The sequence below is a fragment of the Ruegeria sp. BF7 genome (assembly GCF_056538605.1).
Genome location: NZ_JBQFTM010000013.1, coordinates 19,478 through 32,929 on the forward strand (window position 1 = coordinate 19,478; position 13,452 = coordinate 32,929).

Below are 13,452 nucleotides of genomic sequence, written 5' to 3' on the forward strand. Positions count from 1 at the left end.
ACGCCTTACCCGAACACGCGACCCAGCGCGCCGTCGACCGCGTCGGTGATCTGATCGATGTCGTCCGCCGTTGCGATCAGCGCGGGCGAGAAGCACAGCGTGTTATTGCGGCCGGGGACCGAGCGGTTGGTGACGCCGATGATCACGCCTTGCGCCATACAATCGGCCACAACCGCTTGCGCCAGTTTCTCGTCCACCGGCTCTTTGCTGCCGCGGTCAGCGACCAGTTCGGCGCCCAGGAACAGGCCCTTGCCGCGTACGTCGCCGATGACTTTGTGCTTTTCCATCAGCGCCTGCAGGTTGCCCATCATGCGATCCCCCATGGCCGAGCAATTGCCCAGCAGGTTCTCGTCTTCGATGATACGCATGTTCTCGATCGCTGCCGCAGGACCGGCGGTGCAGCCGCCAAAGGTTGAGATGTCGCGGAAATAGTTCAGCGGGTCGGCCGCGTCGTCCTTGAACATCTCAAAGACTTCCTCGGTGGTAACCATGCAGGCAATCGCCGCATAGCCCGAGGCAACGCCTTTGGCCATCGTCACAAAGTCCGGTTTGACGCCGTATTGCTGGTAGCCGAACCAAGTGCCAGTGCGGCCAACGCCACAGACGACCTCGTCAATATGCAGCAGCACGTCGTATTTCTTGCAGATCTCCTGCACGCGCTGCCAGTAGCCCTCGGGCGCTTCGATCACGCCACCACCTGCGGTCACCGGCTCGAGGCACAGCGCGCCAACGGTGTCTGGACCTTCACGCAGGATGACCTCTTCAATCTGATCCGCTGCCCATTCGCCGAAGTTTTCAACCGGTGCGCCGTCCAGCTCGTGCTTGCGGTACTCCATGCAGTGCGGGACACGCACGAAATCGGGCGCGAAGGGGCCGTATTGCGCGTTGCGCTCGTCCTGACCACCTGCGGACATGGTCGCCAGGGTCGAGCCGTGATAGTCGCGCTCGCGGTACAGGATCTTGGTTTTCTTGCCGCCATATTTCTTGTGCGCGATCTGGCGGATCATCTTGAACGCCTTCTCGTTCGCCTCAGAGCCCGAGTTGGTGTAGTAGACACGGCTCATGCCCGGCATCTTCTCGATCAGCTTTTCGGCGAAGATTGCCCCGGGGATCGAGCCGGCGGAGTTGGCAAAGTAGCACAGCTTCATCAGCTGGTCGTACACCGCCTTGCAGATCGATTCGCGGCCATAGCCCACGTTGACGGTCCATACACCGCCCGAAACGGCATCCAGATGCTCTTTGCCGTTCTGATCCCAGACGCGCATTCCCTTGCCTTCGACAATGATGCGGGGATCATTGGTTTCAAAGGGCTTATGCTGGATCAGGTGGTGCCAGATATGGGCGCGGTCGGCCTCGACCACGCGGGAAAGATCGTTTTCGTTGAACGTGCCGTCCATGACATGTCCTTTCAGAAGTATTGGGTGTGCAGGTTGCGGGAACGATGCCGCCCCGGCTTGGAATTCTTGATGGCCCAGATCACCGCGAATGGCCATCTGTAGATAGGGCCAGATTGCACCATCCCGTATTGCCAGTCCATGGCTTCGGCGTATTTCTACGGGTTTGCCAGGTTCCTTACTTTGTGATCAAGTCGCGCAGGAATTGAACTGGGAGGGTCAGCACATGGCAGGTGACAATATCTACGAGCGTCATTTGGACAAGAACCGCGCGAACTACACGCCCTTGTCGCCGCTGAGTTTCATCGAACGCACCGCGAAGATCTACCCGGATTACCCCTCGGTGGTCTATGGCGAGCGCCGTTTTATCTGGGCTGAAACCTATGCCCGGTGCCGCCGTCTGGCGGGCGCATTGGCGGCGCGGGGGATCGGCAAGGGCGACACGGTCTCGATCATCGCCGCCAACATTCCCGAGATGTATGAGGCCCATTTCGGAGTGCCCATGGCAGGTGGGGTGTTGAACACGATCAACACGCGGCTGGACGCGCCGATCATCGCCTTCATCCTGAACCACGCCGAAACCAAGGTTCTACTGGTCGATCCCGAGTTTTCGGGCGTGGTGAAAGAGGCACTGAAACAGGTGGATCATGACTTGCTGGTCATCGACATCGAAGACCCCAGTTTTGATGGCGGCGAAAAGCTGGGCAGCCTGACCTATGACGCGCTGCTGGCCGAGGGTGATCCGGAATTCGTGTGGTCCTTACCCGATGACGAATGGGATGCGATCACGCTGAACTATACCTCTGGTACCACAGGCAATCCGAAAGGGGTCGTGTATCACCACCGGGGCGCGACGCTGAACGCACAGTCGGACCTGTTGGACTGGGACATGCCGAAGCATTCGGTCTACCTGTGGACGCTGCCGATGTTCCATTGCAACGGCTGGTGTTTCCCTTGGGCAATGGCAGCCAATGCTGGGGTCTCGGTCTGTTTGCGGGCGGTGCGGGACGAGCCGATCTATGCCGCCTTCCGCGATGAAAAGGTTACTCATTTCTGCGGCGCGCCAATTGTGTTGAACATGCTGGCCAACGCGCCGGATCACCTGAAAGATTTCGATCATGAGATCAAGGTGATGACCGCAGGTGCCCCGCCACCGGCCGCCGTGATCGAAAAGATGGAAAGCATGGGTGTCGAGGTGACCCATGTCTACGGCCTGACCGAAACCTATGGGCCATCTGTGGTGTGCGCTTGGAAGGACGAGTGGAACAGCAAAGGTGCCGAAGAGCGCGCCGCGCTCAAGGTCCGCCAGGGGGTTCCCTATACGGCCCTGTCAGGGCTGATGGTAGCTGACCCGGAGACCTTGGAGCCTGTGCCTGCAGATGGGGAGACGATGGGTGAGATTTTCATGCGGGGCAACGTCGTCATGAAAGGCTACCTGAAAAACGCCGAGGCTTCGGACAAGGCGTTTCGTGGCGGCTGGTTTGCCTCGGGTGATCTGGGGGTCATGCACCCGGACGGTTACATCGCGTTGAAGGATCGGTCCAAGGACATCATCATATCGGGCGGGGAGAATATCTCATCGGTTGAGGTCGAAGATATCCTCTACAAACACCCCGCCGTGATGGAGGCCGCCGTGGTCGCCCGCCCGGATGAGAAATGGGGTGAAACGCCCTGTGCTTTTGTCGAACTCAAGCCGGATGCGCAGGCGAGCGAGGCGGATATCATTGCCTTCTGCCGTGACAACATGGCCCATTTCAAAGCGCCGAAGACGGTGGTGTTCGGGGCATTGCCGAAGACCTCGACCGGCAAGATACAGAAGTTCAAACTGCGGGATCAGGCGCGGGCGCTGACCTAAGCGCCCATCTTGTCAAAGATTGACAGGTCAAGCTCCAGTATTTCACCCATCCACGCCGCGCGGTCCCGGTGATCTGTCAGATGGTCACCGGTTTCCGGATGGGTGAAGATGGTCAGGCCCTGCCGGTTCAGCATCAGCCATGGAACAACCTGGTCGAACGCGTCCGGCGCAAATCCCAGTTGGCAGCTCCAACGCGGATGCGGGCCGACATTCTTGGTATGCACTCGGCCCATCTCAACCGGGAACAGGCGCGCGGCCTGTTGGCAGATCTGTTGCGCAATGTCCTGCGTATCAGCGTCAAAATAGACATGGGCGTGATAGCCAGTGATCTCCGGCATTGGGGCCTCCTACGTTCGCTTGTATCTGGATACACGATGCAGGTTGTCCTTCCCACCGATGTCAGCACACAGAACCTGTGCGTCAGGTCAGGCGACAGCTTCAGGGGAAGCGGCCGTGAAGGCGGGGTGGTTGGCACAGGCGGCCTCGACCGCCAGAGCGCGCGGTAGGTCGGACAGGTCCACCCTCCAGCGGCGCGCGTTGTACAACTGCGGGATCAGGCACAAATCGGCCATACCGGGCTGAGACCCTGCGCAGTAGGGGGCCTGTTCAAATTCGGCCAAAAGTGCCTCGAAAGCCAACAGGCCCGGGCGGATAAAGTGGCGCATCCAATCGCCCAGCATCCCTTCGGCCCCGCCGCTGAGCGTGGTGGCGTACTGAGCAACTGACAGGTTGCAGACCGGGTGGATATCCACTGCAATGGACTGCGCCAAAGCCGCTACTTTTGCGCGGTGCGCGGGTTCAGCCGGTAGCAATCCCAAACCCCTAGTCTGATCCAGATAGTCGATGATTGCCAGAGATTGCGTTAGCCGAAGCCCGTCAATCTCAAGCACCGGAACCAGCCCCTGCGGATTGCGCGCCAGATGGGGTTGCGATTTCTGTGCCCCGTCCCTGAGATCGACCGAGACAGCGCGATAGGCGATCCCGGCCAGATTCAGCGCGATGCGCACCCGATAGCTGGCCGATGACTGCCCATAGTCAAACAGGATCACCTCGGCCATTCTGTCAGTCGTTTTTCAATGCGGCAGCTTTCAGGGCTTGCGCCAGCACATCCGCGTTTCCGATATGGTTGGCCAGCACAAGAATGAGCCGTGCGTTCAGTGCTTCGCTTTCCGATTTATCCAGCCCGTCATGGGCGGTCAGCAACTCGGCATAGAAATCGTCGCCATTGTCGAGGTTCGGGGTGAGGATCAGATCGGCCATCTTGCTTACTCCTTACCGGTGGCCCGGCGGATCGCCTGCCGGAATGCGTTTTCTTCGAACGTGCCGCGCCGTGCGGCCACGTGTTGATCCGGACGGATCAGGTAGACCGCGCTGTCCGCGTCGCCCAGATACCGGCGCTTGAGTTCCAGCGTCAGGTCATCCTTGACGGACAAAGCCAGCCGGGTGGCTTCGATACCGTCTTCCTCGATCCGGTCAGGGGCGTCGGCGTCGATGGTCAGCAGAGTGAACTTGCCCGCCAGTTTCGGCAACAGGAAGTCATCGCCCAACGGCGCATCAGGGCAGGCTGCGCCCGGGCGGGTGATGTCCGGCCCGTTCAGGGCATCTGCCGAGCTGAGCGAGGACCCCTCATAGGTGCAGGGTGTGCTCAACCGGCCGGAATTCACCAGCGGCCGAGCAAATTCAAAGTGTTCGCTGAGGTCCAGAACCGCATCCCGAAACTGCCGAGACATGTCGGATTTCGGCGTGATGAAATCGGTCGAGCGCGTGGACATGCGGATATTCTCATCGGCGGCCTGAACCCGCTCGCGGTTGTAGCTGTCCAGCAGAATCTCGGGCGCTTTGCCGTCGATGACCAGCTTCAGTTTCCAGCACAGGTTGTCCGCATCCTGCATTCCGGAGTTTGCGCCGCGGGCCCCAAACGGGCTGACCTGATGCGCACTGTCTCCGGCGAACAACACGCGGCCATGACGGAACCGGTCCATGCGACGGCATTGGAAGGTATAGATCGATACCCATTCCAGATCGAACTTAATATCCTCGCCCAGCATCGCCTTGAGCCGGGGAATGACGTTCTCGGGCTTTTGTTCACGCTCCTTGTCGATATCCCAGCCCAGTTGCAGGTCGATGCGCCAGACATTGTCGGGCTGCTTGTGCAACAGCGCAGATTGTCCGCGATTGAAGGGGGGATCGAACCAGAACCAGCGCTCGGTCGGGAAATCTGCTTCCATCACCACATCGGCGATCAGGAAGTTGTCTTCGAAAACACGACCTTCGAAATCCAGCCCCAGCATCCGCCGCGTTGGTGAATGCGCCCCGTCACAGGCGATCAGCCACTCGGCCTCGATGTTGTAGGGACCTTCAGGAGTTTCGACCTCAAGCGTGACGTGGGTTTCATGAGTTCCGATGGCCTCGACCTTGTTGCGGCCGCGGATTTCGATGGGGGCACCTTCGGCCTGCAATTCGCGCACCCGGTCAACAAGGGCGTTTTCGAAATAGTACTGCTGCAGGTTGATGAAGGCCGGGTTCGCGTATCCTGTGTCGGGCTGCAGGTTGAACTCGTAAACCTGACGTTCATCGAAATAGACCTTTCCCGCGTTCCACAGCACCCCTTTTTCCATCATCGGACGCCCCGCGCCCAGACGGTCGGCAATATCAATCGTGCGCTGCGAAAAGCAGATGGCGCGGCTGCCGAAACTGACCTTATCATTGTCGTCCAGCACCACGACCTCGACCCCTTGCTGGGCCAGATCAATGGCTGTGGCCAGCCCGATCGGTCCCGCGCCGATCACGATTACCTTGTGCCGGGTAGGTGTGGGTGCATCCTGATCCGGGCTGCGTTCATAGGCATAAAGCGGGACTTCGAAAATCTTGTTCATGGGCTCTCCCCCGATGGTCTGGCGCGGGTTACGCGCAAGATTTCATTCCCCGGCGCTGAGGTGCCGAAGGCTTGAGCCAATGGTTTCATCATAAATTCCGCCGTAAAACGATCTGGATCAAATGCGACGGAATGTCGTCAGTCGGGGTATAGTTCTTACCGTGCGTACGGGGATGAGTGAGCGGGCAATACCGTGCCGGTGCAGTCGCCGAATCCGATTGTGTAGCCCTTTCCTTTGGCTGCGCCCGTCAGGGACAGGGTGTCGCCATCTTGGATGAAACTGCGCGTCTCGCCGCTGTCCAGCGTCAGCGGTTCCTTCCCGCCCCAGCTGAGTTCCAGCAGCGAGCCGCGTTCGGATTTCGTCGGCCCTGAGATTGTGCCGGAACCCAGAAGATCGCCGGTATTCATCGGGCAGCCCGAGGTGGTATGATGCGCCAGCTGCTGCGCGGCGGAATAGTACATCTCCTTGTAATTCGTCCGGGCAATCGTGGTGGCCGGTTTGCCCGCGGGCGCCATTGTCACGGAAAGGTCGATATCATACAGCATCGGACCGCAGTCCTTCAGGTGGTCCAACAATTCGTGTTCGCGCGCGGGAGTGTCACAACGGAACGGCTCCAAAGCGGCCTTGGTCACGATCCACGGGCTGATGGATGTCGCGGTAGCCTTGGCCTGAAACGGGCCGAGAGGCTGGTATTCCCACGCCTGAATGTCGCGCGCGGACCAATCGTTCAGCAGCACGTATCCGAAGATGTGGTCATCCGCTTCCTGCACTGTGATCGGCCCCTCTGAGGGGATGCCGACGATGGCGCCCATCTCAAGCTCGATGTCAAAGCGGCGGCTGGGCAGCAAAACGGGTTTCTCTTGGTCCGGTGATTTCAACTGACCCCAGGGGCGGCGGATATCGGTGCCCGAGACGACAACCGAGGATGCCCGGCCGTTATACCCGATGGGAATATGCAGCCAGTTTGGCGGCAGGGCGTTCTCGGGCCCGCGAAACATGGTGCCGACGTTTTGCGCGTGATGGCGACCGGCGTAGAAGTCGGTGTATTCGCTGACGGCGAAGGGCATGTGCAGTTCGGCGTCGTCCTTCGGAACCAGCAAAGGTTCCATCTTGTCCTGTTCCTCCGACCCTTCGGCCAGCAGATAGGTCAGTCGCGCGCGTAATGCGGCCCAGACGGCGGGGCCTTGCTCCATCAACGGGTTCCAGAAGGGCAGGTCGAACAGCGGCTCGTCGTCCAGATTGATCACCCCTTCGGCCTCAGCCGCGGTGACGTCCAGAATCATGTCTCCAATCGCCACGCCGCAATGTGGGGCAGCCCCGCCGACCGAAAAGACACCATAAGGCAGGTTGTTCAGCGGAAACGGGTGTTCGGCGGAATTGGCCGAGGCCACCCAGGATTTCGAAAGTGTCATTTGTGTTCCTTGTCGCCTTTGTCGTCGTTGCGAAAGTGGCACCGCGAAAGGGTGTGTCGCATGGTCCTGTTTCCGTCTTTCAGTCGCCGGGTTCGACCCCACCGGAAGAACCCTCCTGGCGATGGCCGGGCATTGGATTGTGCTTGTAATGGTCGCGCTTGCCATTCCAGCGTCTGCGCCGCGCCCATATAGACATGCCGATGATGCCTAAGAACACGGCAATGACTAGGTAGCCAGAATCCATCACTTTTTGCCCGGGGTTCCGTCAAACTTTTTCTCAAGTGAGGTCCAGCAGTCAATGTAATCGTCCTGCAAGGGGGCCTCGTTGGCGGCAAAAGGTGTCAGATGCTGCGGGAACCGGGTTTCGAACATGAAGGACATGGTGTTGTCCAGCTTGTCGGGCCCGAGGTTCGCGTTCGACGCCTTTTCGAACGCCTCGCGGTCCGGACCGTGCGGCAGCATCATGTTGTGCAGGCTCATGCCGCCGGGGACAAAGCCCTGCGGTTTCGCGTCATACTGGCCGTAGATGTTTCCCATCAGCTCGGACATGATGTTCTTGTGGTACCACGGCGGGCGGAACGTATCTTCGGCCACCATCCAGCGTTCGCGGAATAGGACAAAGTCGATATTCGCGGTGCCCGGCTGCCCCGAAGGCGCGGTCAACACGGTAAAGATCGACGGATCGGGATGGTCGAACAGGATCGCACCGACCGGGCAATAGGTGCGCAGGTCGTATTTGTAGGGCGCGTAATTACCGTGCCACGCCACCACATCCAGCGGGCTTTGATTGATCTTGGTGGTGTGAAACTGCCCGCACCATTTGACAGTGACGGTCGAGGGCACCTCGCGATCCTCAAACGCGGCCACCGGCGCCTTGAAATCGCGCGGGTTGGCCATGCAATTGGCGCCGATCGGGCCGCGGCCCGGCAGCTCGAATTTCTGACCGTAGTTTTCGCAGACAAAGCCGCGCGCGGGGCCCTCCAGCACCTCAACCCTGTAAACCAACCCACGCGGGATAATTGCGATTTCCTTAGGTTCAAGGTCGATAATCCCGAGCTCGGTTGCAAAGCGCAGGCGACCTTCCTGCGGTACCACCAGCAATTCGGAATCGGCCGAGTAGAAATAGGCGTCCACCATGGATTCGGTGACCAGATAGATGTGGCTGGCCATGCCCACCTGGGTGTGCACATCCCCGGCCGTGGTCATCGTGCGCATGCCGGTCAGCCAGGTCAGCCCCTGACCTGAATGGGGCACCGCATCCCAACGATACTGGCCCAGGCTGATCACGTCCGGATCGACAAAAGGCGCGGAGTTCCAATAGGGCAGATCGAGTTTTTCGTAACGATGCGAGTGCTTGACCGACGGTCGGATGCGATAACACCACGTCCGTTCAGGCGGGTTGGCGGTGAAAGCCGTACCGCTGAGCTGCTCACCATAGAGACCATAGTTACAGCGCTGTGGGCTGTTCATCCCCTGCGGCAAGGCTCCGGGCAGAGCCTCGGTTTCAAAGTCATTGCCAAAGCCGGGCATATAGCCGGAATGGGTGCCGACCGGCGTACTGGCCTGTGTCATTTCATGTGGATCAGTCGGATGGTTCATCCTGAGTTCCTCCGCTTATTGCTTGAGGGATAGTAGTTGATTTTGTAACTAACAAGCATGACTCAGAACGATTCCCCTAAAAATGATGACTTTTATTTGCAGGATTTCCTGCCCTACCTGCTAAACCGGGCAGCCGAAGAAAGTTCGCTGGAATTTCAGAGGGTCTACAAGGACCGATTCGGGATGCTGCGCAATGAATGGCGGGTCTTGTTCCATCTGGGCAATTACGGAGAAATGACCGCGAAAGAGATCGGCGAACGCGCCCGGCTTCACAAAACCAAGATCAGCCGGGCCGTGCACAGGCTTGAGGAAACCCGGTATCTGGTGCGCTGCCGCAGTGAAACGGATCGCAGGGTGGAACACTTGACGCTTACGGCTTTGGGCCAATCTGTCTATCGCGAGCTTTGTGGTATCGCCGGGCAGTATGACGCAAAGCTGGCTGCAGAGTTCAATGCGGACGAGGTGGCCCTGTTACGCAAAATGCTACGCCAGTTGGCGCATATGGGTTGAACTCTGGTAATTCCAACCTCAGGCCCCCAGATGACATCCAGAGCGGACACTGGAATAAAAAAATATGACGACCCTGAACGCCGATGCGGCGAAATCAACTGACCTTATTCAATGGATTGTGACCCGCGGTCTCGAAGGGGCCGCGAAAGAAGAGCTGTTGGACGGCTACTGCAACAAGTTGTTGGAACTGGGCGTACCCCTGATGCGCTTTCATGCGGCACAGTCGGCGCTGCACCCTGTCTATGGCGGCACCGGGTTCAGCTGGTATGAGGGGCAGGGCGGTGAGTCCGAGACCTTTGAATACACCGAAGAGCCCAGCGAACAGTGGAGGCAAAGCCCTCTCTACGCCATTCTGAGCAATGAGGTGGATGAAATCCGCGAGCGTCTGGTCGATCAGAATGAGGAAAGCCGGTTTCCCCTGCTGAATGATCTGCGCCAGATCGGAGCCACCGATTATTATGCCACCGGAGTCAGCTTTGACGTGCCGACCCAGAGCGTGACAGGAGACACCAAAGAAGCCGTGGACGGAGTTCTGATGTCCTGGACCTCGAACGCTCCGGAAGGATTCCAGGACTGTGACCTGGATCTGATCAACACGGCGTTGCCGCATCTGGGGCTGGCGCTGAAATCCGCATCGAGCGCCCGGATTTCAAAGGACCTGATGCGGGTCTATCTGGGACGCGATGCGGGGCGCCGCGTGTTGTCGGGCGAAATCCGGCGTGGCTCGTTGCAGCAGATCGATGCAGTGATCTGGAACTTTGACCTTGAAGGCTTCACCAGCCTCTCCGAGGAACTGCCGGGCAACGAGATCATCGACATGCTGAACGATTACCTGGCCGTGGCCGTAGGCGTAGTGCACGATAACCGCGGCAATATCCTGAAATTCATGGGCGACGGCCTGATGGCGATGTTCGACGTCGGTGAAATCGATGAAGACGCGCGTGCGGCGCTGAAGGCCGTACCGATGCTGCAGCAACGGATGGAAGTCTTGAACACCCGTCGCAAGGCCGACGGCCTGCCGGTGGCCAGTTTTACCCTTGCCCTGCACGCGGGTGAGATTCTGTATGGCAATATCGGGTCCGAGACCCGGTTGGACTTCACCGTGATTGGCCCGGCCGTAAACCAGACCGCCCGGATCGCCGGAATGCACCGGTCGCTGGGGCAGCGTATTCTGATCTCGGATGACGTGGCACGCGCGGCCCAGCCTTGTGGTCAGGACCTTGTGTCTGTCGGGCGATACATGCTGCGCGGGGTCTCCGAACCGAAGGAGTTGTTCACGGTGTATAATGAGGCGGCGTCGTAGTTGGGTGTTTGTGCGATATTAAGAGCAATAAGGCCATTTGTTCTCTCGTTAAGTGTAATGGCATCTGCCGTATCCGCGCAGACCAATCCTGCGATCAATATCTTCTTTGGCTTCGATCATGTTTTGTATCCGATTGCGATCAAGTGGGCTTGCGGAGGTCCGCAAAGTGAGGATTTGGCCGCTATTGAGGCGCTTATAGCGGCGTTTCCTGAAGATGCAGAACGCGCCGATTTGCAGGGTATCGTTGATAGCATGCTGCAGGCGGTAGAGCGCGAAGCGGGCTTGGTTGAAGTGCTTGGTGCCGAATTAACCAGCAAACAGACAGAGCAACTATGCCCTGCCGCGCGGACTCTAAGCCTTGTATGGGTAACGCCTGAGCAACTGGCCAATGGCGGTGAAGACACAATTGCCCCTGAACACATTGTAGCATGGGCAGAGTTTTACCGGGTCGTTGAGCACCTTCAGTGATCGCCATGTCATGCGGTGCGGCACTGCAACTCTTGGGTCCAGCGGGCGGGTTGGGCGGCGAAGCTGCGCGAAAAATCACCCTTCGGCTGGAGGTACGACCCGCTGATACAGATGCCACGTGGCATGGCCAAGGATCGGCAGGGTGAAGATCAGGCCCAGAAACGCCGGAACCATCGACAGCAGCATGGTGACCGAGATTATCGCCGCCCAGGTCAGCATGACCACCGGGTTTTCCGAGACGGCCCGGATGGACGTCAACATGGCGGAAACGAAATTGGTTTCCCGGTCGAGCAACATGGGCATGGAAATGACGGTTACCGTGAACAGGACTGCCGACAGAAACGCGCCCACGCAGGTGCCAATAGCAAGGAAAGTCCAGCCCTGCGGCGTAAAGATAACGGTGTTTAGAAAACCGTCAAAGTCCGAGAAGGATGCGTTCTGCAGGGTGATCGCCAGCCAAAGCCGAATCTGGTAAATCCAAACCCAGAAAATGAACAGGGTGACAAAGGCCATCCAGCCCATTTCGCGCTTGCGCTGATTGGCCATGACACCAAGGATTTCAGACCAGCCGAAACTCTCTCCCTTCTGCAAACGTCGGGACATCTCATAAAGCCCGGCAGCGGCGAAAGGCGCGACCAGCGGAAAACCCACAATCGCGGGAATGATCATCCAAATTTTGCCAAGCCAGACCAGACTCCAAACAAACAGGATGCCGAACACCGCATAGAACAGGCCGAAAAAGCCGCTCATGAAGGGACGCGCGAGAAAATCTGAAAACCCGGCCTTCAGCGACGCGGTGATGTCACTCGAAGTCACCGTGTTGACTTCGGGCACGGAATGCTGTTGCGGCGTCAGATTGTCCGGTGGTGTGGAATCTTCGGTTTTGGATGCCATGACACACTCCTCCTAAAGCACAGGGCTTCGCCGGTCCGTTTGCCGACGGACCCAGCTGTGAAACAGGCGCATTTCCTCCGCGAACAAGTCTGCATCACGTGAGGCGCAAGGGCAAGGTGGGGGAGAATGGTAGCTGAATTGCGTGTGGCAGACTTACCGGGGCTTTCTAGAAATCAATCTCTACGCCTGGAAGGTTTAGTTCTTTCATCATGTCACGCAGCTCTTGCCGCGCGGCGATGTTCGAGATGTTCAGCTGTTTGACCCCGATATCCTTGAGATCCAGCAGGGTCAGGCCGCGGGGGAACAGTTCGCGGAAGATCACCCGCTCGGAAAAGCCCGACGCGACGCGGAAGCCGATGCGCTGAGACAGCATTTCAATCGCGCGCTGCATCTTTTCCTTGTTGACCATGCGCTGCGTGCCGACACGGTTGCGCACGACGACCCAGTCGATGGGTTTAAGCCCGGCCTGTGCTCGCAACTGCCGGGCGTTCCAGACCATCTCGGAATAGACCGACGGCCCGAGGATTTTCTCACCCTTAGAATCGATACGCGCCAGCAGGTCGAAATCAATGAAACTGTCGTTCAAAGGCGTGATCAGTGTGTCGGCCAGCGAATGCGCCACCTGGCTGAGGCGGGTATGCGAGCCGGGGCAGTCGATCAGGATGAAATCGCTGTCGCTTTCCAACTGGGCCACTGCGGCGGACAGGCGGTGGTCATAGATATTCTCGCCGGGTTTCAGCTTGCTGGCATCGATCTCGGGCAGGTCATGGTGGCGCGGGCTGGGCAGCTGTGTTTCCGAGCCGTTCATGAAATTGCCGCGGTTCTCGAAATAGCGCCCAAGGCTGCGTTGCCGCAGGTCCAGGTCCAGTGTGCTGACCTTGTGACCCAGACGCGCCAATGCGGTTGCCACATGCATCGACACGGTCGATTTGCCTGCGCCGCCCTTCTCGTTCCCCACTACGATAATATGTGCCATGCTTGTATTCCCACGTCCCGCCGTGCTTGCCCACACGTTGTTGCCAGCTACTATATGTTGTGGAAAGCGGGAAGGGAAGAACCCCAATCGGTGATAACAGGCTCTAATTTGGAAAACCAAGGCGTGGGCGCGGGTTAGACTGCGCGCTTGTCAAACAAGCTGCCC

At 58.8% G+C, this 13,452-nt stretch carries 13 protein-coding genes; 4 read left to right on the forward strand and 9 right to left on the reverse strand.

Annotation, left to right across the window (positions count from 1 at the left end; translation table 11 throughout):
- Positions 1-5 precede the first annotated feature (5 nt).
- Positions 6-1,397 (reverse strand): aminotransferase family protein, encoded by a 1,392-nt coding sequence (locus tag ACR0IK_RS19405; RefSeq protein ID WP_480642818.1) that lies wholly within the window; start codon positions 1,395-1,397, stop codon positions 6-8.
- Positions 1,398-1,620: 223 nt separating this feature from the next.
- Between ACR0IK_RS19405 and ACR0IK_RS19410 the strand changes: the two genes are divergently transcribed.
- The gene (locus tag ACR0IK_RS19410) at positions 1,621-3,249 is read left to right on the forward strand and encodes an acyl-CoA synthetase (RefSeq protein ID WP_480642819.1); all 1,629 of its coding nucleotides are present in this window, start codon (positions 1,621-1,623) and stop codon (positions 3,247-3,249) included.
- Here the strand turns inward: ACR0IK_RS19410 and ACR0IK_RS19415 are convergent.
- The 6 genes from ACR0IK_RS19415 to hmgA all read right to left on the reverse strand — a co-directional run bounded on the left by ACR0IK_RS19415 (position 3,246) and on the right by hmgA (position 9,136).
- Entirely contained in the window at positions 3,246-3,587 is a 342-nt protein-coding gene (locus ACR0IK_RS19415; protein WP_480594497.1) for a DOPA 4,5-dioxygenase family protein, read from the reverse strand. The two genes, ACR0IK_RS19410 and ACR0IK_RS19415, sit on opposite strands and share 4 nt — an antisense overlap.
- Before the next feature lie 87 nt (positions 3,588-3,674).
- The gene (gene maiA, locus ACR0IK_RS19420) at positions 3,675-4,307 is read right to left on the reverse strand and encodes a maleylacetoacetate isomerase (protein WP_480642822.1); all 633 of its coding nucleotides are present in this window, start codon (positions 4,305-4,307) and stop codon (positions 3,675-3,677) included.
- Positions 4,308-4,311: 4 nt separating this feature from the next.
- The gene (locus tag ACR0IK_RS19425; protein WP_480642824.1) at positions 4,312-4,509 is read right to left on the reverse strand and encodes a DUF2783 domain-containing protein; all 198 of its coding nucleotides are present in this window, start codon (positions 4,507-4,509) and stop codon (positions 4,312-4,314) included.
- A gap of 5 nt (positions 4,510-4,514) precedes the next feature.
- Entirely contained in the window at positions 4,515-6,125 is a 1,611-nt protein-coding gene (locus ACR0IK_RS19430) for an FAD-dependent oxidoreductase (protein WP_480642826.1), read from the reverse strand.
- A 155-nt stretch (positions 6,126-6,280) separates the two neighbouring features.
- The gene (fahA, locus tag ACR0IK_RS19435; RefSeq protein WP_480642827.1) at positions 6,281-7,537 is read right to left on the reverse strand and encodes a fumarylacetoacetase; all 1,257 of its coding nucleotides are present in this window, start codon (positions 7,535-7,537) and stop codon (positions 6,281-6,283) included.
- A 243-nt stretch (positions 7,538-7,780) separates the two neighbouring features.
- Positions 7,781-9,136: a homogentisate 1,2-dioxygenase gene (gene hmgA, locus ACR0IK_RS19440; protein ID WP_480642828.1), complete on the reverse strand. Its 1,356-nt coding sequence runs from the start codon at positions 9,134-9,136 to the stop codon at positions 7,781-7,783.
- A 57-nt stretch (positions 9,137-9,193) separates the two neighbouring features.
- On the opposite strand from hmgA, the gene ACR0IK_RS19445 reads away from it, so the two are divergent.
- From ACR0IK_RS19445 to ACR0IK_RS19455, 3 genes are all read left to right on the forward strand, one after another.
- The gene (locus tag ACR0IK_RS19445; RefSeq protein WP_480642830.1) at positions 9,194-9,646 is read left to right on the forward strand and encodes a MarR family winged helix-turn-helix transcriptional regulator; all 453 of its coding nucleotides are present in this window, start codon (positions 9,194-9,196) and stop codon (positions 9,644-9,646) included.
- A gap of 64 nt (positions 9,647-9,710) precedes the next feature.
- A complete protein-coding gene (locus tag ACR0IK_RS19450; RefSeq protein ID WP_480642832.1) occupies positions 9,711-10,949 on the forward strand; it encodes an adenylate/guanylate cyclase domain-containing protein in 1,239 nt (412 codons plus the stop codon).
- A gap of 57 nt (positions 10,950-11,006) precedes the next feature.
- Positions 11,007-11,417: a hypothetical protein gene (locus ACR0IK_RS19455; protein WP_480642833.1), complete on the forward strand. Its 411-nt coding sequence runs from the start codon at positions 11,007-11,009 to the stop codon at positions 11,415-11,417.
- Between the two features lie 75 nt (positions 11,418-11,492).
- Here ACR0IK_RS19455 and ACR0IK_RS19460 read toward each other — a convergent pair whose 3' ends face one another.
- Both ACR0IK_RS19460 and ACR0IK_RS19465 read right to left on the reverse strand, forming a co-directional pair.
- Entirely contained in the window at positions 11,493-12,311 is an 819-nt protein-coding gene (locus ACR0IK_RS19460; protein WP_480642834.1) for a DUF2189 domain-containing protein, read from the reverse strand.
- Positions 12,312-12,477: 166 nt separating this feature from the next.
- Positions 12,478-13,287: a division plane positioning ATPase MipZ gene (locus ACR0IK_RS19465; RefSeq protein ID WP_480594506.1), complete on the reverse strand. Its 810-nt coding sequence runs from the start codon at positions 13,285-13,287 to the stop codon at positions 12,478-12,480.
- Between the last annotated feature and the right edge of the window lie 165 nt (positions 13,288-13,452).

Bases quoted from the DNA above. Each gene is read 5' to 3' on its own strand.
- ACR0IK_RS19430 (WP_480642826.1), bottom strand. From the start codon at position 6,125: ATGAACAAGATTTTCGAAGTCCCGCTTTATGCCTATGAACGCAGCCCG.
- ACR0IK_RS19450 (WP_480642832.1), top strand. From the start codon at position 9,711: ATGACGACCCTGAACGCCGATGCGGCGAAATCAACTGACCTTATTCAA.
- ACR0IK_RS19415 (WP_480594497.1), bottom strand. From the start codon at position 3,587: ATGCCGGAGATCACTGGCTATCACGCCCATGTCTATTTTGACGCTGAT.
- ACR0IK_RS19465 (WP_480594506.1), bottom strand. From the start codon at position 13,287: ATGGCACATATTATCGTAGTGGGGAACGAGAAGGGCGGCGCAGGCAAA.
- ACR0IK_RS19445 (WP_480642830.1), top strand. From the start codon at position 9,194: ATGACTCAGAACGATTCCCCTAAAAATGATGACTTTTATTTGCAGGAT.
- ACR0IK_RS19410 (WP_480642819.1), top strand. From the start codon at position 1,621: ATGGCAGGTGACAATATCTACGAGCGTCATTTGGACAAGAACCGCGCG.
- fahA (WP_480642827.1), bottom strand. From the start codon at position 7,537: ATGACACTTTCGAAATCCTGGGTGGCCTCGGCCAATTCCGCCGAACAC.
- maiA (WP_480642822.1), bottom strand. From the start codon at position 4,307: ATGGCCGAGGTGATCCTGTTTGACTATGGGCAGTCATCGGCCAGCTAT.
- ACR0IK_RS19460 (WP_480642834.1), bottom strand. From the start codon at position 12,311: ATGGCATCCAAAACCGAAGATTCCACACCACCGGACAATCTGACGCCG.
- hmgA (WP_480642828.1), bottom strand. From the start codon at position 9,136: ATGAACCATCCGACTGATCCACATGAAATGACACAGGCCAGTACGCCG.
- ACR0IK_RS19405 (WP_480642818.1), bottom strand. From the start codon at position 1,397: ATGGACGGCACGTTCAACGAAAACGATCTTTCCCGCGTGGTCGAGGCC.
- ACR0IK_RS19455 (WP_480642833.1), top strand. From the start codon at position 11,007: ATGGCATCTGCCGTATCCGCGCAGACCAATCCTGCGATCAATATCTTC.
- ACR0IK_RS19425 (WP_480642824.1), bottom strand. From the start codon at position 4,509: ATGGCCGATCTGATCCTCACCCCGAACCTCGACAATGGCGACGATTTC.